The sequence below is a fragment of the Algivirga pacifica genome (genome assembly GCF_039543525.1).
GTDB lineage: Bacteria > Bacteroidota > Bacteroidia > Cytophagales > Flammeovirgaceae > Algivirga > Algivirga pacifica.
In genome coordinates this window covers 16,630-36,750 of record NZ_BAABJX010000044.1, presented here as the reverse complement: position 1 = coordinate 36,750, position 20,121 = coordinate 16,630, and the positions used below count along the sequence as shown (strand labels likewise).

At 40.5% G+C, this 20,121-nt stretch carries 12 protein-coding genes and 2 tRNA genes; 5 read left to right on the top strand and 9 right to left on the bottom strand.

What is annotated here, in order from left to right:
• Nucleotide 1 precedes the first annotated feature (1 nt).
• Nucleotides 2-75, bottom strand: a tRNA-Met gene (locus ABD985_RS14730).
• A gap of 39 nt (nt 76-114) precedes the next feature.
• Nucleotides 115-188, bottom strand: a tRNA-Met gene (locus ABD985_RS14725).
• A gap of 360 nt (nt 189-548) precedes the next feature.
• On the opposite strand from ABD985_RS14725, the gene ABD985_RS14720 reads away from it, so the two are divergent.
• Together ABD985_RS14720 and mgtE are read left to right on the top strand one after the other, a co-directional pair.
• Nucleotides 549-947, top strand: a complete 399-nt coding sequence (locus tag ABD985_RS14720; protein WP_345372992.1) for an START-like domain-containing protein — start codon at nt 549-551, stop codon at nt 945-947.
• 524 nt (nt 948-1,471) lie between these two features.
• Nucleotides 1,472-2,821: a magnesium transporter gene (gene mgtE / locus ABD985_RS14715; RefSeq protein WP_345372990.1), complete on the top strand. Its 1,350-nt coding sequence runs from the start codon at nt 1,472-1,474 to the stop codon at nt 2,819-2,821.
• A gap of 65 nt (nt 2,822-2,886) precedes the next feature.
• Here mgtE and lgt read toward each other — a convergent pair whose 3' ends face one another.
• The 3 genes from lgt to tsaD form a co-directional block, all read right to left on the bottom strand.
• Nucleotides 2,887-3,735, bottom strand: coding sequence for a prolipoprotein diacylglyceryl transferase (gene lgt / locus ABD985_RS14710; protein ID WP_345372988.1), 849 nt, complete (start codon nt 3,733-3,735; stop codon nt 2,887-2,889).
• A gap of 196 nt (nt 3,736-3,931) precedes the next feature.
• Complete coding sequence (locus ABD985_RS14705; protein ID WP_345372987.1) at nt 3,932-4,504, bottom strand: hypothetical protein; 573 nt, start codon at nt 4,502-4,504, stop codon at nt 3,932-3,934.
• Between the two features lie 421 nt (nt 4,505-4,925).
• Nucleotides 4,926-5,951, bottom strand: a complete 1,026-nt coding sequence (gene tsaD / locus ABD985_RS14700; RefSeq protein ID WP_345372985.1) for a tRNA (adenosine(37)-N6)-threonylcarbamoyltransferase complex transferase subunit TsaD — start codon at nt 5,949-5,951, stop codon at nt 4,926-4,928.
• 286 nt (nt 5,952-6,237) lie between these two features.
• Between tsaD and ABD985_RS14695 the strand changes: the two genes are divergently transcribed.
• Both ABD985_RS14695 and hemF read left to right on the top strand, forming a co-directional pair.
• Entirely contained in the window at nt 6,238-10,764 is a 4,527-nt protein-coding gene (locus tag ABD985_RS14695) for a translocation/assembly module TamB domain-containing protein (protein ID WP_345372983.1), read from the top strand.
• Between the two features lie 49 nt (nt 10,765-10,813).
• A complete protein-coding gene (hemF, locus tag ABD985_RS14690) occupies nt 10,814-11,713 on the top strand; it encodes an oxygen-dependent coproporphyrinogen oxidase (RefSeq protein WP_345372980.1) in 900 nt (299 codons plus the stop codon).
• Nucleotides 11,714-11,883: 170 nt separating this feature from the next.
• On the opposite strand, the gene ABD985_RS14685 is transcribed toward hemF, so the two are convergent.
• The 4 genes from ABD985_RS14685 to ABD985_RS14670 form a co-directional block, all read right to left on the bottom strand.
• On the bottom strand, nt 11,884-12,975 hold the full coding sequence (locus tag ABD985_RS14685; protein WP_345372979.1) for an alanine racemase: 1,092 nt from the start codon (nt 12,973-12,975) through the stop codon (nt 11,884-11,886).
• A gap of 42 nt (nt 12,976-13,017) precedes the next feature.
• Nucleotides 13,018-14,829, bottom strand: a complete 1,812-nt coding sequence (locus ABD985_RS14680; RefSeq protein ID WP_345372978.1) for a hypothetical protein — start codon at nt 14,827-14,829, stop codon at nt 13,018-13,020.
• 388 nt (nt 14,830-15,217) lie between these two features.
• On the bottom strand, nt 15,218-16,180 hold the full coding sequence (locus ABD985_RS14675; RefSeq protein ID WP_345372976.1) for a CorA family divalent cation transporter: 963 nt from the start codon (nt 16,178-16,180) through the stop codon (nt 15,218-15,220).
• Nucleotides 16,181-16,386: 206 nt separating this feature from the next.
• Nucleotides 16,387-17,367, bottom strand: coding sequence for a vWA domain-containing protein (locus ABD985_RS14670; RefSeq protein WP_345372974.1), 981 nt, complete (start codon nt 17,365-17,367; stop codon nt 16,387-16,389).
• A gap of 165 nt (nt 17,368-17,532) precedes the next feature.
• Here ABD985_RS14670 and ABD985_RS14665 point away from each other — a divergent pair, with 165 nt between their 5' ends.
• The gene (locus tag ABD985_RS14665) at nt 17,533-19,899 is read left to right on the top strand and encodes a S9 family peptidase (RefSeq protein ID WP_345372973.1); all 2,367 of its coding nucleotides are present in this window, start codon (nt 17,533-17,535) and stop codon (nt 19,897-19,899) included.
• Nucleotides 19,900-20,121 lie beyond the last annotated feature (222 nt).

Sequence of the window (20,121 nt, the reverse complement as noted above, 5' to 3'; positions counted from 1 at the left end):
GTAGCGAAGACGGGAGTTGAACCCGTGACCTCAGGGTTATGAATCCTGCGCTCTAACCAACTGAGCTACCTCGCCAAGAAATGTAAAAGCTATAAAGCAAACGGCTTGCTATAGTAGCGAAGACGGGAGTTGAACCCGTGACCTCAGGGTTATGAATCCTGCGCTCTAACCAACTGAGCTACCTCGCCATTTGATTCTTCAGAAAGTACGTCTGTGAATCGGTGTGCAAATATGGGGGGTTCTGAATAATAATGCAAGTTTTGTACCCCTAAAAAATCCATTTTTGACTGAAATTTGTGCTATCTCTTTGATTTGTAGTTTGAAAAAATACCCATTTTTTTTGCGCTTAGATCTAGGGAAGGTACTTTTTTTCTAAACCATGGCTTTTACTATTTTTCGGTATCACCGTATCAACATTTTTTATATATTCCCACTTGGAGTTAGTGTGTCATCGTGATCATACTTTTTTTGAAGAATGAAAACAAACAAGCACTGACCAAGTATGAAATATGTACCAATGGAGTTTTCCTAGCTAAAACATTTCTATAATGCCCAAATATAAATATCGTCAGGAGTTTGAGGTGAATGCCTCTGTTAAAATGCTATACCCCTATTTCTCTACCGCAAAAGGTTTGTCAGAATGGATTGCTGATGAAGTGAGGTCTACGGATCAGAAAGATCACTTTGTATTTGTCTGGAATGGGGAAGAACGACCTGCTCGTATGGTAATTAAAAGAAAGGAAAACCACTTGAAGTACGCCTTTGCACCCACAAGAGAAGGAGAGGATGAAGAACCATCTTATGTAGAGTTCCTGATGGATTTTAATGAAATGACTCAAACAACTTTCGTTAAGGTGATTGATTATTCAGATATGGATGATGAGGAAGAGTTAAATGACCTTTGGGGGCAATTTTTTGAGGAACTAAGAACATTGGTAGGAGCATAACCTACTCCGTAGAGACACCTTGCCAAGGCATCTAAACCCATTAGTGTAAAAGTAGAAAGCAAGGGCGCTCCTTGTGGTCAATACCGTCAATTTAAGAAAAAGGTAAACACTGGTCTTTGCGTCCTCGCAAAGACCAAAAGATAATGTGAGCGTCCACGCTCAGGTTCTATAAGCGTGAGCGAGGACGCCCACATTATGTTTAAAATCCTAGCGAGGACGCTAGGACTAGTGGTCTAAAGACTAAGTTTTCTGATAGAAATAAAGGGACTACTTCCAAATGGATAAAGGTATAGGAGTATCTTCTCTGGATAATAATCCTTCTTCCTTCATCTTTCAGCTATAAGTTTATTTAGCAATCAATCTACTAGTACTTAGTTCCCCCTCGTGGTAGCCCCTATAAAAGGAGAAAGAAAAAAGGAAGAGACCTTTGCGCAGGGTTTTATTCCTTTTTCCTTTCTCCTTTATCCTTCAAAAAGGATTCTGCATATTTGTATTTTCATGAGAAAATTAAATAAACTCACTATATGTCTTTAGAATATTCTAAGAAATATTACAAACAACTTGAACAGGCGGTAGAAAATGAAGAGAATCAATTCCTGATTCAGGAGTTTTCAGGAAAGCACTATGCCGATATTTCGGAAATACTGTATCAGTTGGACGGACCTTCTTGTAAGTATATATTGGAGTTATTGGGTCCTGACGTAAGGGCTGATGTAATTTCAGATCTTGAAGAGGATATAAGGATTGAGTTCCTGAAGCAATATACTGCTGAGGAAGTTGCAGAAGTGATCGATCACCTGGATTCCGATGATGCAGTGGATTTATTGAATGAGCAGCCTATTAAAGCCAGGGAGGAAGTGCTTACAGCAATTCAGGACTCTGAACAGGCTGCCTATATCATGGAGCTGCTTCATTATGATGAGGATTGTGCTGGTGGTTTGATGGCCAAAGAGTTGATCAGGGCAAATATTAACTGGACGGTTAAGCAATGTATTGATGAGATTCGTCGACAAGCTGAACGTGTAGAGAAAATTATGACCGTTTATGTAGTCGATGATCATAATATATTGATGGGTAGAGTATCTCTTAAAGAGATTATTCTAAGTAAAGATGATACCAAGATCCAGGATATTTATGTTCCTGAGATTGCCTTGGTACATACCTTTCAGCAAGAGGAAGAGGTGGCAGAGCTCATGCAGAAGTATGATCTGGAAGTAGTACCTGTCGTTAATGTCCAAGGAAAGCTACTGGGGCGTATTACCATTGATGATATTGTCGATGTGATTACAGAACAGGCAGAGATTGATCAGCAGGCAATGGCTGGTATCTCAGAAAATGTGGAGTCTAGTGATGGTATTTGGGCATTGACAAGGGCACGATTGCCTTGGTTGATTGTTGGAATGATTGGAGGACTATTTGGGGCTCAATTTATAGGGGTTTTTGAAAATGAACTGACCTTGGTGCCTGCAATGGCATTCTTTATCCCTCTTATCACTGCAACAGGAGGAAATGTAGGCATACAGTCATCTACAATTATGGTACAGTCCATGGCAGGGTCTTCCTATATTCATGACACCCTATGGGATCACTTTGTGAAAGTAATTGGAGTGGCAGGGGTCAATGGATTGACTATGGCTTCTTTGGTGTTTGGATTTAATTATTTCTTTGCGGGGCCTGAGTTAGCAATGGTCGTATCATCGGCCTTGTTTTGTGTTGTAATGCTAGCCTCTGTCATGGGAACAGTGACTCCTGTAGTACTAGATCGGTTCGGGATTAATCCAGCATTGGCATCGGGGCCATTTATTACTACAGCCAATGACTTGTTAGGGTTGGGCGTATACTTCTCTGTTGCCAAGATGCTATTACACCTTTAGAGTTTAGAGTCTGGAGTTTGGAGTGATGAGTTTTTCTTAACTCCAAACTCCAGATTCTAAAACTCCTAACTTATATTAGCTTCTTTTTTCTCCGAAGAGGTCTTTCTAAGTAAGAAGTAGAACCCTGCAAGAACCAGTGGAATACTTAGTAGTTGTCCCATACGCAGTTCCAAGCCCATCATAAAGTCAGCCTGATGTACTTTTAAGAATTCCCATACAATACGGAAGCCAAAGACCAATACAAGGAATAATCCAAATAGACGTCCCTCTGCTAGTTCTTTTCCTTTACTCCAGTATAGTTTCCATAACACACCAAAAGTGATAAAGTAAGTAATTGCCTCGTACAATTGTACTGGATGTCTAGGGACATTACTCAATTGTCCATTTACTTCTACCAGGTAGCTTTTGTAGTCTCCTAATCGCTCAAACAGGAAGGCCCAAGGGAGGTCAGAAGGAATACCGACAATTTCAGAGTTCATAAGGTTACCCATACGAATAAATCCACCGGCTAGAGCAACAACTACTACGACACGGTCAACAACCCATAGAAAGCGGTGATTATATTTTTTGGAATACATCCATAGTCCAGTAAGGATACCAATGGCAGCACCGTGACTGGCCAATCCACCTTCCCATACTTTAAATATTTTAATAGGATTTGATAAGTAATACTCTGGATCGTAGAAGAAACAGTGTCCTAAGCGAGCACCCAATACCGTAGCGATAAGCATGTACATCGTTAGACTATCAACATCTTTTTCTAGTCGACCATCATTTTTGTACATTTTAATCATTAAGAATTGGCCAATAAAGAACCCTGAGGCAAAGAGTAATCCATACCAACGAAGGGAGAAAAAGCCAATATTGAAGATTTCCGGATCAACGTTCCAAGTGATATACTGAAGTAAGTTCATTTAAGCTTATTGATTTATAGAACAAAAAGTTTTTTCATTTAGGATGAGCGTATCTTGATATGAGTATCTACGCTTGGTCGCACAAAATAAGAAGCTTCTTTGTAAAAAGGTATTAAATAGTATGAATATTGATGGGTAAAAAAATACCCCTGCAAGAAACAGGGGTTGAAATTGGGTAGTATGTGCGAGAAATATTTTATGCTTTGCCGAAGAGATCCATGTCGACCAAGGTGTAGTAAATAGAACCTTTATCCGATACATCCATGTACATGACACCCTTTTCATGAAGCTCTTCCAATCGGTCTTTGGCACTATCAAAGCTTACTTTACCCTTGACACATAAGACCGAAGGAGATATCCTTCCTTTATTTTCTAGCGCAATGCGAATGATCTCAGCATCAGTGATGTGCTTTAGCGTTTTTTTATAGGCTTCATAAGAGCTATTGACATCATATAAAGTACTTTTAACAATATCGCTGAGTGCATAGACCGTTTCAAAACGCTCATTATATTCAATCGTGAGAATACGTTGTGTCAGCATGGAAGATAATTTGTACTTAGCATCTTCTTTGCTAAGTCCTGTGGCTCGAACAAATTCTTCCATCCCAATTTGTCCTCTGTGTTTTCGGATTAGCTCTATCACCTCTGTGTTGCTTATTTTTCGTAGGGCACTGGCGTATTTCTTACTGGATTGCTCCATCAGGAAAAAGCCTAAGCTACCGGCAACAAAGATGATAAGAATAATAAATATCACTTCTCCTCCTGGCATAGTGATAAACGTTTATTGGTGAATAATCATAACTGGTTGCTTCTCTTTATCTTATTGTTTACTACAATTGTTTAAAGAAAAGGGTATTTACGTTTATTTAAATTATCTAAAATTATTCCCATAATCAATTACTAGAATCATTAAATGTAAATTGGATTTAATCTATATTATTATTGTTGGGAATAATTGTATTATTTCGGTAGGAAAATGTGATTTTAAGGAAGGAACTGTTAAAAGAATAGATTTTTGTACATTGTTCCTTTAAGGGAAAAGGACTTTATTGTTGAATTATTTGTAGGTGTAAGACCGTTGGAGTTGTTAATGTGTAGCAATAATAGGGCAAATTACAGGTTGAAGGTACAGTAAGCTTTTGAAGACGATTGCAACGGTTTGTTGAGGCGGCACAAGCCGCCTCAACAAATTAGGATATAGTGCCTTCAAATTTTAATCGAGGATTGGCGCTGCTAGTGAGTGGCTCGAAGTCTTTAGCCAGGTACTGATAGTGCGCCGTGATGGCGATCATCGCAGCATTGTCTGTACAGTACTCAAACTTAGGAATAAAAACATCCCAGCCTCTTTTTTCTCCTTCTGCTTGTAAACGTTCACGCAATCCTGAATTGGCAGATACCCCTCCAGCAATAGCGATCGATCGGATATTATGTTGCTTGGCGGCTTTTTTGAGTTTCTTTATCAGAATCTCAATCAAGGTTTGCTGTATACTGGCACAAATATCAGGCATATTTTTCTCTAGGAAATCAGGGTCTTTCTGTACTTCTTTTCGCATAAAATTAAGAAAAGCGGTTTTAATCCCACTGAAAGAGAAGTTGAGACCAGGCGTACTTACTTCAGGAAAGTCGTAGGCTTTAGGGTTTCCTTCTTTGGCATAGCGATCAATCAATGGTCCACCGGGGTAGGGGAGTCCCATGATCTTGGCTGTCTTATCAAAAGCTTCTCCTACAGCATCATCCAAGGTTTCTCCAATGACTTCCATCTCCAAAGGGCTGTGAACAATTACTAGCTGTGTATGTCCACCACTAACCGTTAGGCATAGAAATGGGAAAGAAGGCTTTGGGTCTTCGATGAAGTGCGCCAAAATATGTGCTTGCATATGATTAACACCAATAAGAGGAATGTTTAGTGCCTGAGCCATAGATTTGGCAAAGGATCCTCCAACCAGCAAAGCACCTAGTAGTCCGGGACCTTTTGTGAAGGCTACGGCATCTAGCGCTGACTTTTCTATTCCAGCTTCTTGTAGTGCTTGATCAACTACAGGAACAATATTTTTCTGATGTGCCCTTGAGGCGAGTTCGGGAACGACCCCTCCATATTTTTGGTGAACTTCTTGGGTAGAAACAATATTAGACTTTACGTTACCATCAATAATGACAGCCGCCGAGGTTTCATCACAAGAGGATTCTATGGCTAATAGGATTGCTGACTTGCTCATGCAGTATTTATATAATTATGCTATGACTCCCTCTTCTTAAAAGGTAAAAGGAGGTAATGTCCTTTTAATCCCTATAAAAACTGTTAGGAGTTTTGTTAAAAACATTTTTTTAACCCCTGATTCATACTGTTATTTATTAAATTTGTCCAATTCTGTGTATTTTAGAGAGGATTGCTTCAACTAATCGTATTGAATCAGGAGCTGAATGAGGACAAAGTTACTAAATATTCATTATAAGCACATAGGACAATTGCTACTGAAATGGAGTAGTTCACTGTTATCACTTATGGTAATAGCTTGGACTATACTCTATATCCTATTGCATTATCCTCAGGTTCAGACGTATTTAGTGAAGGAAGGAACACGTTATCTTTCTGAAAAGACGGGATATCCTACGCATATTGATAGAGTCTCCATCGATTGGTTTGACCGGGTGAAGCTGTTTGGTGTGGAGGTACAAGACTTGGAGGGGAACTGCATGATTGTAGCTCCAGAAGTAAGCTTTAGTTATCAGTTAAGGCAAATCTATCAGCCAGAAGGACTTTACTTTGATGATTTTTACTTAGAGGGGACTACGGTATACATGGTTAATGATGCGGAGGCAGGGATGACCAATTTTGAGAAGTGGTTGCAAAAAGTGAGGGGTAGTGGAAATGCTTCCAGAAAAAAAGGGAAGAAGCCTCATGAGATTGTGGTCTCTAATCTGAAAGTAGAGAATGGACACTTCGAGATGCATTATCCAGATGCACCAGCTTCCGCTAAAGGTGTCTTGGACCCAAAACATCTAATCATAAGTGACCTTAATGGAGCCGCAAAAGATTTACGTTTTGTTGGCAGTAGAATAGAGATAGATGTTCGGGAGCTAAGCTTGAAAGAATATAATAGTGGGCTCAAGGTACATGAGTTAGAGGCGAACTATAACACGACTCCAACGCAGATGGAGTTCGAAAATCTATATGTCCGTTTTGGAAAGAAGTCATTTATTCAGCTGAGGCATACATTGCGATTAGGGTATGCATCTTATAAGGATTTCTCAGACTTCTTTAACCTTGTTCATATGGAAGGTGAGCTGGTTAATAGCAAGCTGCTTACGGATGATTTGCTAAGACTTAATGAATCCTTAGGACAATATGATGATCAGTACCAGGCTAAAGGGGTGTTGAAGGGTACGGTGGCGGACTTGTACTGGAATGAAGCGGAGGTTACACTAGGAGATTCTTCCATCTTCAAAGGAAACTTTTTCTTTCGGGGATTACCAAAGCTAGACAGTACCTATATGTTACTGGATATCTCAGAGGGTAGCTTATATCATCCGGAAGATCTGCAACAATACGCTCCAGAAACGGTGTATACCTATATGCATCGCATGGGTAAGAGTGATTTATCCCTACAGTTTTCGGGGTGGATGCATCAGTTTGAAGTGAGTGGTCAGGTATCTTCAGCTATTGGAGTAGTAGAGGCAGAGCAATTTAATTTACATACACAGGAAGAAACTTATCAGGGCACTTTGCGCTTTCAGCAGTTTAACGTGGGAGCATTGATAGAGGCCCCGTTGATTGGTGGTATAAGTGGAATGCTGAACATTGATGGGCAAGGGTATGATTATGAGAATAATCTTCGTCTGGCACTGAACACAGACTTGCATAAAGTGGCCTTTAATGGTTACCGATACGATTGTTTTGTACTGGATACACTTCAGTATACGGCAGAAGAAATATTGGTGAAAGGAGCTGTAGAAGATCCTTTCTTAAAATCATCAATATTGATCGACTACCTTTATGGTGAGCAACAGGGAAGTATTGATTGGACCTTGGATGCAAGAGATCTTTCAACACTGAATGTGTTGGATGATGCCATAAAGGTGTCTTCGGCAGGAAACATGGTTTTTTATGGAGACCATTGGGATAACTTACAAGGAACTTTAAACATAGGACAAACATTACTGGAGCGTAATGGGAGGGCAACGACTATCGATACCCTATCTTTAGAAACCACTTACACTCCTCAGAGCGGATATCGTACCTTGACGATAGAATCTGATATTGCAAGTATATTGGCAGAAGGGACATTTAATATTTTTGCCTTTACAGAGGACTTCACAAACTATTGGAAAAAGGTATGGGACTATTATGAGGTTAAGCCAGAGATAGTTGCTTCTCAGGAAGGCGAGAAGAGAAAGCCAGAACGAACCTATACCCTTTCATTTGATTTTGAGAATAAGGACCTTAATCGGCTGATTGCCCTTTTTGATCCGTCTATACGTATGTCTCAGGGCACCAAAGCCAGCGGAGGATTTCATCTGGGAAATAGGGATTCCTATTATTTAGATATGTATATGGATACTCTTATTGTAGGGACGCATTATTTCCTATCCAATGAATTACATGGGTTGGTTGACTTTATTCCTCATCAGGAAAAATTCAAAACTGTTTTAAACTTTTCATCTGATAAGCAGCGTGTTCTCGGAATGCCTTTCGAGAATATGGACTGGAGTCTTTATACGGAAGATTCCTTATTGCGTTTGGATGGACAAGTAGAACATGCCCGTTCTTCTGACCGATTAGACTTTAAAGGAGACTTGTTACACTATCAGGATAGTGTTGTGTTGCGCTTTCCAAATACTGAGTTTGTGTTGATGGGGTATGAGTGGGGGAATCCTACACAGAACGATAATATCATTCGCTGGAATAAACAGAAAGAACAGTTAGAAGTATTAAATACTGGGTTTGAACAGGGTATTCAGAAGTTCTGGTTAGATGGGATTGCCGGCAAGTATCCCGACAATGAACTTACACTAGATATAGTGGAATTAGATATCTCTTTATTGGAAAGAGCTTTGGATAAGGAGTATAAGGGTAACTTGAATATGGAAGCGTCCTTCTTTGAGCTCTTAGGGAGACGCCCCAAAATGCTGGGAGATATTTCTGTCGATAGTATTTATATAGAGGATTACCTTGTAGGGCATATGGAGGCCAGTTCTACTTGGAAAGGTAAAGAGAAGTTGATGGAGTTGTCTGCATCCCTCACCAGAGATGATAAGACACTGATGGAAGTAGATGGACGCTATGCTCCCGATATGCCAGAGGACCGTCAATTGGATGTGATGGTTTTGTTGAATAATACAGAAGTCAAGCTAGCAGAACCTTTCTTGGAAGGAATATTCTCCGATCTGGAAGGGGACGTATTGGGATACCTGTCTGTCACAGGGTCGCTAGGAAGCCCTAGGTTAAATGGTAATATTAAACCCATTGATGCCTATATGCGATTAGATTATACCAATGTTCGTTATCAGTTTCGTAATCGACTGGATATCATTGGAGATCGCTTTGTGCTTGATGGTATGGAAGTTATGGATGAGGCAGGGAATAAGGCCTCTTTGGATGGAAGTATTACTTACCATGATTTTGAGCGGCTTAGTTATAATATCCTTGTTTCCATGAATGAGCAGATGTTGGTATTAAATACTACTGAGGAGGATAATGAGCTGTATTACGGAAAAGTATTTGGAAGTGGGCGATTGAACTTGGCGGGTACAGTTGATGAAATAGATATTACTATTGACGGGAAGACGGAGCGAAATACTACCTTGAGCATTCCTTTGTCCAATGAGGAGGCGGTAGACCAGAGTGAATATATTCGCTTTAAAAGCGTCAAAGGTGAAGAGGCAGAAAAAAATACATCAACCCTGGATTTAGCAGAACAGGATGACTTAAAGGTACATTTGAATATGAATGTGGAGCTTACTTCAGGAGCCGAATGTCAACTTATTTTTGATAAAAATACAGGAGATATTATGAAGGGCAATGGAGTAGGGAAATTGCAGATGAACTACGAGTCAGATGGTGCTTTTACCATGTTTGGAGATATGAATATCCTAAAAGGGGATTATCATTTTACCATGAAGATTATGGATGTCAATTTGATTGACAAACACTTTACAATTTTGCCTGGGTCCAATATCATTTGGTCGGGAGATCCTTATGGAGCTAAACTGGACATGAAAGCCTCTTATGCACAAAAGACCTCTTTGTTGCCGATCATTCGATCAGCAGATGAGTCAGCAACAACGGCTCCTGAACTTAACCGTAGGTATCCCGTAGATCTATTGATGAATATGCAAGGCGATTTACTACAGCCAGAAATTACTTTTGGTATCGATATTCATGACTACCCTTCAGCTGTAACTTATACGGATGGAGGTGCGACACTATTGTTTCCTTTGGAAGACCATGTCTCTGCTTTTGAAAGACGTATCAAGGCTGATGAACAAGAGCTGAATCGCCAGGCATTTAGTTTGATCGTATTAAAGAAGTTATCTCCGGAGAATACTTTTGGTAGTTTGGATGGCTCCGCAGAAGGGAGTGTAAGTGAGCTGCTTTCTAACCAGCTGAGTAACTTTATGTCTAAATTGGATGAGAATTTCCAAGTGAATATGGACCTAAATGGATGGGATGAAGAGGCTTGGAAGTCTTTTCAACTGAGTGTTTCCTATACGATGTGGGAAGGAAGACTAAGAATATCAAGAGACGGAGGTTTTACAGATACTAGAAATGAAACCAGTGTAAGTAGTGTTATTGGAGACTGGACAGTAGAGATGGCCCTGAACAAACAAGGGAACCTAAAAGCAAAGTTTTATCAGCGCAACAACGATAGACTGTACCGTACCGAATTTGTAACCAATACTACTACTGGATTGAGTCTTATGCATACCAAAAGTTTTAATGAGCTTAAGGAGGTGTGGCAGCTTAAGAACAAGGAGAAGGAAGATAAATTAAAGCAGAAGGTGAAGCAGTGGATGAGAGAGCATCCGTAGGGGTACGGTGATACAATGAAAGCATATAATAAAATAATAGTAACGATAAATGGTAGATAAAAAGACGATAGAGGAGTGGATGAAGGGACTGCAAGATAACATTTGCCAAGCATTGGAGCAGGCAGATGGTAAAGGACAGTTTCATCAAGATAATTGGGAGCGCCCAGGTGGAGGTGGAGGTAGAACAAGAGTGTTGACCTCTGGTAATGTTATAGAAAAAGGAGGGGTGAACTTCTCTTCTGTACATGGTAAAGCTCCGGCTCAGTTGGTCAAGGCACTGGAAGTGGAGGCAGGAGAATTTTTTGCGACAGGAGTGTCGATTGTTATGCATCCTCATAATCCTCATGTACCTATTATACACATGAATGTTCGTTACTTCGAGATGGATAATGGAACTTACTGGTTTGGAGGTGGAATTGACCTTACTCCCCATTATGTGGTAGAAGAAGATGCTCAATGGTTTCATCAGCAATTGAAAGACGTTTGTGATAGACATCATGCAGACTTCTATCCACGCTTTAAGCAATGGGCAGATGATTATTTCTATGTACGACATAGAGAAGAAACCAGAGGAGTAGGAGGCATCTTCTACGACCGCTTGACACACGCCAAAGAAGAAGGAATGAGCAAAGAACAGTTATGGCAGTTCCATCAAGAAGTAGGAGAAGCGTTTGCAGGGATTTACACACACCTGATGAAAAAATATGCTGACAAACCGTTCACTCAAGAGCAAAAAGATTGGCAGTATATCCGAAGAGGCCGTTATGCTGAGTTTAACCTGGTATGGGATAGAGGTACAAAGTTTGGGTTGGAAACCAACGGCAGAACGGAGTCGATTCTTATGAGCTTGCCTCCTCAAGCCGAATGGCATTATGATCACCAGCCAGAAGAAGGCTCTCCGGAGGCAAATACTTTGGCTTTGCTCCGTAAAGGTATCGATTGGGCATAACATATGGAATCGTTGAGGCGGCTTACGCCGCTAGTTGAGCGCTCCGCTGTTGAGTTGAGCTTCGCTCGTTGAGACTTTCAGTACGGCTCTTTCTCAACAGTTCGAAGGACTACTCAACGGCACGAAGTGCCACTCAACAGCGGAGCGCTCAACTAGCAGCGTAAGCTGCCTCAATATCCCATGCATTGAATACTTTTTCCTTCCAAAGTGAGATAAGTACGCATGGCACTCACACTTAGACAAGAGTGAATAGGAACAATTCCTATAAGATCACCTACCTTGATTTGCTTCAAAAGCTCAGAAGTAGTCCGTATAATACCGTGCTCCTGTGATAATGCTGTCACGTAACTCTGTTCCCAGGGTGAAGACCATCCATTATTTGCTAAGGATACAATCCTTCCATAATCTCGGCTGCCATCGGTCTTGAAAATAAAATCCTTGGAGAGATGTACAGCTCCACCGTGTACCACAAATTCTTGTCGGTTGGGATGAATAGCGACAACAGGACAAGCCATTACCATAGCGATTTGATCAAAATGACATGCTCCTATGATATGTTGCATCCAGTCATAGAATACAAAGTTACCAGGTCTGATCTCATCAATTTCCAGAAAATCATCTGCCACACTACAAGTAGGAGTATCACCGGTAGATAAGATAAGGTTGGGATATTGTGGTACATAGATATCCTTCAGCTGATTAATAAAGTCCATACTTTTTAGGTGAATATTCATAACTTCTTCACTGGATCGAGCCTGATAGCTATGTCCTGTATGGGTAATAAAGCCACAAAATTGAAAATGAGCGTATTCCTTGATACTGTTCAAGGTGTCATCAATACGCCCAAAATCGCTGAAAGGTATTCCTGTACGCTGGGTTCCCACGTCAATCTTAATATATACTTGTAATGGTGTACGAACCTTTTGAGCTAATAAATGTACGGCATCTGCAGACTCTACCTGTATATTAAGTGTGATCTTACTCCCCAATTCACTAATTAATTCATGTTCCAGTACATTGACTGGAAATGCTACGGTGATATCATTCCATCCATCAGTAGCAAAATAGGCTGCCATTTGCATAGAGGAAACCGTAATTTTATCAACCCCAAAATCCTTGAACCATCGCCCTACCTCTAACGACTGATGTGTCTTGAAATGAGGACGGAAGATGATACCATTTCTTTTGGCTTTGGCAGCCATGGACTCAATATTCTTCAGACATTTTCTTTTGTCTAATAGTAAGGTAGGGCTTGTAATCATAGGGAGTGGGAATGTTTATTGATAGGTGTTCAGAGGCTATAATTAACGAATAATAATAATATCCGCTGACACAGCCCCTTTATAATCATCATAGCGTAAAATATAGAAGCCGGTTTGAAAAAGATCAAGTTTTTGGTTGAAGGCTTTACTTTCATATATTTTTTGTCCCAAAGGGGTATATATGGTGAATTCCCCCACTTCTTTAATAAAGTCGAGATTAAAGGTGCCATTGGAAGGGTTAGGATAAATTCTTACGCCCAATAGCTCTCTACGGTTATAATACTCTTTACTGGTAAGATGTAGATTAAACTGATAGGTGGTTTGGTCAAGCATATGCTCTTCTGTTAATTCACCGTCATAGGTGGTTAAGTCTATCATAAAGGTATTGATCCACCCATTGTCATAATATTCAGCAATGATCGGTAGAAGGTCCAGTGTATTCACTGCTGTTGTAGTGGTTTCAAATACGACCTCTTCTTGCTGTGCTGCATCGTTGATGATACGCTTTACACTTATACGGGCATTGCTGTAACTCCCTGCAGGCTCTAGAAATAGTTGATTCCCCTCAATGTTTTCCATAGTGATTCTAGGAGTCGTTTCTTCTCTTTGCGCCTGATAAGTATTTACGATGTCTCCGTCGTTATTGTAAAGTCGCAAAGGCAGGAATCGATCCGTTTCGGAAATCTCGGCGTAAATGGAAAAGCCATTCTTTCCTGCCGGAATCAGCTTCTGTTCATCTTCATATAATCTAACTTCGAAGTTAAAGCAATCCGTGGGTTTTCGAAGTGGCCCTTCATAAAGGGTATAGTAATAATAGTCACCTTCTTGACGGATTTCCTGTAGAGGATAAGGGATCAGATTGTCACAGTTATATAGTTCATAACTACTGCCCTTTACTTTGGATCTAAAAATAATGGCATATTCTTCTCCTTCTTCTATCTCTGGGTAATCCAGGTAGTTGAATAGTTCTCTGGCTTGTGCACGGTGTCTGAACTCATCATCATAGATAAGGTAATCTCCTTCAATATCAGGCATAGGAATATCTCTCACGAAATGAAAGGTAATGGAGAATGTACCTAATAGGTTTCCATTTAAGCTATAGCTACTGTAGGCAGCTACAGTAATGGTATAGGTGCCTTCTTGTAGCTTTTCACAGTCGATTCCGTTGGCATCATTTCCAAAAGAGGTGAAAAGAGGATCATTTTCCATTTGCTCGAACTCAAGCCCAGGGCCAGAGAAAGTGATCAATACACTGGCAGGCTCAAAAGGTTGTCCATCCTGGGTGAAATCTATATAGCTGAATAGACAGTTGTCTTCATAGTAACGAACATATGCACCATCAACAAGCTCAATGGCAATGCCTGCATTTTGATCCTCCAGATGAAAAATAGCCTGTAACGGGATATTGGTATAGTTGAAGGTGATACTTTGCTCACAAAGGATGTCACCTTCTCCATTGGGTTCTGCATAAGCGATCACTGTGATAGTATAGCTGCCGTCTTTCAGTAAGTTACCTTTCCCATAATAATCGCCGCCCTTATTACCGAACAGGGTATAGGGGCCGTCGTTTTCAATATTTTGATAGATGATTTCTTCTCCTTTTTTTAGGGTAATCATAACGCTCCCGAAATCTATCTGGCTCATTGCTCCAAATGAAAATTTCTGCACGTCCTTATAGTTCCTCAAGTCTATTTTATCGCCCTGTTTTACCTCAGTAAGAAACTGGTCATCTCCAGCATCTATAAAGTGGAAGGTAAAACAATCATTGGTTTGGGCAAGAAGACCTGATGCCATCAAAAGCAGAAAAAAGCAACAAACGAAAAAGGCTTGTAATGGGTACAGTTTTCTAGTCATCGAGTTGTATTGCTGTGTGAAAGTAGTCGTATAAGTATTCTAGGGAATAACCCCTAAAAATGAGGGGACGTTCCCTGCTTTAGAGATTATTTTACATTGATTTACAGTGAAGGATAAATGTCTACAGAGTAATGATTCATTTTCTAGGAAAAGTACATCCTTTCTTGCGCACCTTTATGCTTCCCAGAGAGTTCGTACGTAAAAAGAATGAGCATATTGTGTGTCATATTGCCCCAGTCATAAGCCCTCAGGAAGTCCAATCGCTGACTTCCAATGAAACATTGGAGTACGTGTTAAGGAGAAAAAGGTAAAAAGTAATAGGTAATAGGTAAAAGGGATAACGTAGTTTAATTTCCTTCATCCTTCATCCTTCATCCTTCATCCTTCATCAAAGCCATTTCTTCTTATAAAAATAAAGTAACGGAACAGCTACCGAAGACAACATTAGCACGATGGCAAAAGGATAGCCCCATGCCCAATGCAGTTCCGGCATATTACTAAAGTTCATGCCGTAGATACCAGCAATAAGGGTAGGAGGACTCAGACAAAATGTAATCACGGTCAGTAGCTTAATGAGCTTATTCTGGGCCAGGTCAATCTTACTGTTGATATTTTCTTTTAGGTCGTCAATACGTTCGAAGTTATAGCGAATATGGTCATTGAGTACCCTAAGGTCACGAAGTTCGCTATCCATAGCTTCTCGCATATCAATAGAAAAGCTCTTGCTTCTTCTGAGCATTAACATGATCTGTTGTAGCTCCAGTACACTCTCCTTTAATAGGATATTATCAAATCCAAAAGCCATCAACATGTCTAAATCAGCAGAGGTAGAGTATTCCTGTTTCTTGATAATGCGGTAAACATGTTTCTTGATACGGGCGGTTTGTACCTGTATCAGATCGGCATAATAGTCGGTAAAGTGCTGTATAAGAATTAAGAAGAGTTCTTCAGAGGAGTCGGCTTCACTAATTTCTCGTTTTTTTACTTGGTAGACCCTATGGGTAGCCATAAAGGCTTTCATGTTATTAAAGGAGAAAATATTTCCATCCTTAAAAATAACGTGAAAATAAGTCTCTTGTATGTGGTTGTCTTCCCCAGAAAATGGTACATCAATCGAAATGGCTAGTTGCTCATGCTCCTCACTATACCTGGAGCTGATCTCAATATCCTCCCGATGGTAGAAGGGTTGTAAGTTAATCTGAAAAGTATCTTCTAACCACCTATACTCCTCTAGCCCACCGTCGACTACCTGTATCAGAAATACGTTATTGAGATTGGTAGAAGAAAGTTCCTGTATACGATTGAGGCGACGAAAATAGCCGCCTTTCATGACTAATTCGATTAAGGGCATGTAGAGTAGGGAATTTGGGTTAGTTAATGATGACTATAAGATATTGATATAAATGTTGCAATCGTAATTTTTGCAAGGCCATTTTTATATTAGTGATGAGTTATGAGTTAACAGTGATGAGTTTTAATTTTTCCTTAAGACAAACTCATAACTCATAACTCATAACTCATAACTCATAACTCATAACTCATAACTGATCACTAGCTCTAGTCCAACACCAGCTTATTCACTTCAAATTCAAATTTCACTTCAATGGCTTCATCCAAGATCTGGTCAGAGCGTTCGTATATAATCTTGTATACAGAGACCACTTGACGAGCGACAGCCTCAAAAGCATCTTCTAGTTTATTTTCTCCATCGACAACGATTACGTTATTGTTGGAGCTGGCAATGGCTTCAAGGTCTCCCTTATCAAAATCATTCCCTTTTAGTCCAATACTGATACGGGCATAATTCGAAGCAGCGATAGAGGCTTTGAGTGTTGAAGGACTATCCGAGTCGTTATCTCCTCCATCAGTGAAAACCACCAATGCCTTAGAGCCTTCAAAAGTTAGACTGTCCAAAATAGAGATTCCTTCTTGTGTAGCTTGAAATAGGGCGGTTCTGGAAGCAGATTGTGAGAACTCTTCAATAGTGGCTTTTAGTTCATCAGCATTATCCTTATGAAAAAACTCAGTAGTATAGATGTTTTCCTTGCTGGAGAAGAAGACCACAGCAACTTGAGAGCTTTCAGAACTATTGACCACTTTGTCTACATAGCGCTTAGCGTACTCTTTTAGGCTATCTTTTAATCCTTCCAGGGATTCACTCATATCCAATACCAATACCGTAGCTACATCAGTTTTAAAACTACTGGATAGGTTGGTAAACTCATCTTGAATATCAAAGGAGCGATCATCTTTCTCATAAATATTGATCTGAGAAATTTCATAGTTATGGCGATTGCTTTGTACACGTACACCATCCAGAATAACTTGAATGGTACCATTTTGCTCATCAACAGTCCATATGCTGTCAAAATCTATAAAATGACTTTTATTGATGGTAGAAGAAGAAACTACAGGTCCTTCTCCTGAACGGTTGCTGTAGTTGAAGGTAAGGAACTCACTTTCTCCTACCCAAAGTGGATTTTTCTCACAAGAGAACAGTAAAATTGATAATGAAATAAAAAGAATGATTTTTTTCATACTAAGGATGTATTGTTAGTGTAGTAAATAGTGTTCAAACAAGCGCTCAAGTAACAATTACCCTACCAAATAGAAATAAATGAATCAGAAAGCCTCTCCTCATAACTCATAACTTTCCACTATCTTTGTCATAATCGATTTTTTATCAACCAATTCTAACAGAGAATGAATAAACTTCACTTAAGGCTATTATTAGCCGTACACTTACTTTTTAGTGTCAATTATCTGTGGGCACAGTCTCCTTTAACCATTGATCAAATCATGGAGGGAGAAGACTTTATCGGACATCAGCCCCACCGCTTCCAATGGTCAGAGGATAGCAAAACGCTATACTTTTATTGGAACCCAGAGCAGAAAAGCTACGAGGAACTATACAAAGTAGCGGCAGGGAAAAATACTGCAGAAAAGGTAGGAGTAGAGGAGCAGAAGTCCTTGCCGGCTGCTCGAGGTGATTACAACCAACGTTATACGCAGAAGGTCTATGCCAAGCAAGGAGATATCTATTTATATGACATCCGAAAAGGCAAGGAAACACAGATTACCAATACGGTAGAGCGAGAGCGTAATCCTAAGTTTCTGTTGAATGAAAACCATATTGTATTCCAAAAAGGAAACAACTTATTCATCTGGAAGCAAGAGGATGGTAGTATCCAACAGGTAACCAATTTCAAAAAAGGATCGAAGGCAGGAGACCCTTCCCAAACCAAACAGCAAGAATGGTTGGAAGAGGATCAATTGGCTCATTTTGAGATCTTAAAACAAAGAAAAGCAGATAAGGAATCAAGAGAGGCTTATCAAGAGCAATTTGAGGTTAAAAGACCATTAGAAATTTACCTGGAAGGAAAGAGTTTGTATAATACGACACTTAGCCCTGATGGAAAATTCGTGACCTATACCTTGCGTAAATATGCGAAGGCGAAGAGCACAGAGTTGATTGACTACGTGACGGAATCGGGATATGCGACATTACAAACGGCTCGTCCAAAAGTAGGAAGCAAGCAGGATACGTTTGAGACCGCCGTTTATGATATCGAAAAAGATACCACTTATACGGTGGATACCAAGCAGATCGAAGGCATCTTCGAGAAACCAACGTTCTTGAAGGAATATGTAAAAGAAGGGGAGAAGTTTGAAGAAAAATATGAGAAACCAAGAGAGGTGATTATTCATCCGGCTGTATACTCGGCTGATGGAAAATATGCTGCAGTAGATATCCGTGCGATGGACAATAAGGATCGCTGGATTATGTTATTGGATTTGCCAACCGGAAAGCTCTCGCTAATTGACAGGCAGCATGATGACGCATGGATTGGTGGCCCTAATATCTCGGGTTGGAACCTATGGGTTGGAGAAATCGGATGGATAGGCAACAAATTGTGGTACCACTCTGAGGAAACCGGTTTTTCTCATTTGTATACGTATGATGTAGTTTCTAAAAATAAGAAAGCATTAACGGCAGGAGAATTCGAGATCATTAATACGCAGGTTTCCAGAGATCAAAAGTATTTCTACTTGACGTCCAATAAGGAAAGCAGCGCTGAGCACCATTTTTATAAGTTGCCGGTAGCGGGAGGAACAATGCAGAAGATTACTCAAATGGAAGGAGGGAATGAAGTCACCCTTTCTCCTGATGAGAAGCAACTGGCCATTCGTCACGCATTCAGTAATCAACCTTGGGAGCTATACTTAAAATCCAATAAAACAACGGCTAAGGCAACCCGTATTACCAAGTCGACCACAGAAGCATTCGATAGTTACCAATGGAGAGCTCCGGAGGTGATTACCTTTGATGCTCAGGATGGTGCAAAAGTGCATGCAAGACTATACAAACCAGCCAATCCTAAGCCGAATGGTAAAGCAGTTATCTTTGTACATGGAGCAGGGTATTTGCAGAATGTACACAAATGGTGGAGTGTATATTATCGAGAGTACATGTTCCATAACTTCCTGGCAGATCAAGGGTATACCGTATTGGATATTGATTACAGAGGGAGCGAAGGATATGGACGTGATTGGAGAACGGGTATCTACCGCCATATGGGAGGAAAAGACTTGTCTGACCAAGTGGATGGTGCCAAGTATCTGGTAGAGGCACACAACATTGATCCTAACCGCATCGGAATTTACGGAGGTTCTTATGGAGGGTTTATGACCTTGATGGCGATGTTCACAGAGCCAGATGTATTCCGCTCAGGTGCAGCTCTGCGTTCGGTAACGGATTGGGCACATTACAATCACCCTTATACCTCTAATATCCTGAATACGCCGGAAGAAGATCCAAAGGCTTATCGTCGTAGTTCTCCTCTCTATTTTGCAGATGGACTAAAGAAAGATTTAGTGATCTTACACGGTATGATGGATGATAACGTACAGTTCCAGGATGTGGTTCGTCTATCTCAACGCCTGATCGAGCTAAGAAAAGAAAACTGGGAGATGGCAGTATTCCCTATGGAGCCACACGGTTTCAAGGAGGCTACTAGCTGGGCCGATGAGTACAAGAGAATCTTTAAGCTGTTTGAGAAAACACTTTAGGCAATGAACAGTGGGCAGTGAACAGTGGGCAGTGAATAGTGGGCAGTGAACAGTGGGCAGTGAACAGTGGGCAGTGAATAGTGGGCAGTGAATAGTGGGCAGTGAACAGTGGGCAGTGAACAGTGGGCAGTGAACAGTGGGCAGTGAACAGTGGGCAGTGAGCAGTGAGCAGTGGGCAGTGGGCAGTGAACAGTAGGTAGCTTTAGTGATTTGCATTTGATA

Excerpts from the sequence above, each read along its gene's own strand:
- ABD985_RS14720 (WP_345372992.1), top strand. The coding sequence starts at position 549 with ATGCCCAAATATAAATATCGTCAGGAGTTTGAGGTGAATGCCTCTGTT.
- mgtE (WP_345372990.1), top strand. The coding sequence starts at position 1,472 with ATGTCTTTAGAATATTCTAAGAAATATTACAAACAACTTGAACAGGCG.
- lgt (WP_345372988.1), bottom strand. The coding sequence starts at position 3,735 with ATGAACTTACTTCAGTATATCACTTGGAACGTTGATCCGGAAATCTTC.
- ABD985_RS14705 (WP_345372987.1), bottom strand. The coding sequence starts at position 4,504 with ATGCCAGGAGGAGAAGTGATATTTATTATTCTTATCATCTTTGTTGCC.
- tsaD (WP_345372985.1), bottom strand. The coding sequence starts at position 5,951 with ATGAGCAAGTCAGCAATCCTATTAGCCATAGAATCCTCTTGTGATGAA.
- ABD985_RS14695 (WP_345372983.1), top strand. The coding sequence starts at position 6,238 with ATGGTAATAGCTTGGACTATACTCTATATCCTATTGCATTATCCTCAG.
- hemF (WP_345372980.1), top strand. The coding sequence starts at position 10,814 with ATGGTAGATAAAAAGACGATAGAGGAGTGGATGAAGGGACTGCAAGAT.
- ABD985_RS14685 (WP_345372979.1), bottom strand. The coding sequence starts at position 12,975 with ATGATTACAAGCCCTACCTTACTATTAGACAAAAGAAAATGTCTGAAG.
- ABD985_RS14680 (WP_345372978.1), bottom strand. The coding sequence starts at position 14,829 with ATGACTAGAAAACTGTACCCATTACAAGCCTTTTTCGTTTGTTGCTTT.
- ABD985_RS14675 (WP_345372976.1), bottom strand. The coding sequence starts at position 16,180 with ATGCCCTTAATCGAATTAGTCATGAAAGGCGGCTATTTTCGTCGCCTC.
- ABD985_RS14670 (WP_345372974.1), bottom strand. The coding sequence starts at position 17,367 with ATGAAAAAAATCATTCTTTTTATTTCATTATCAATTTTACTGTTCTCT.
- ABD985_RS14665 (WP_345372973.1), top strand. The coding sequence starts at position 17,533 with ATGAATAAACTTCACTTAAGGCTATTATTAGCCGTACACTTACTTTTT.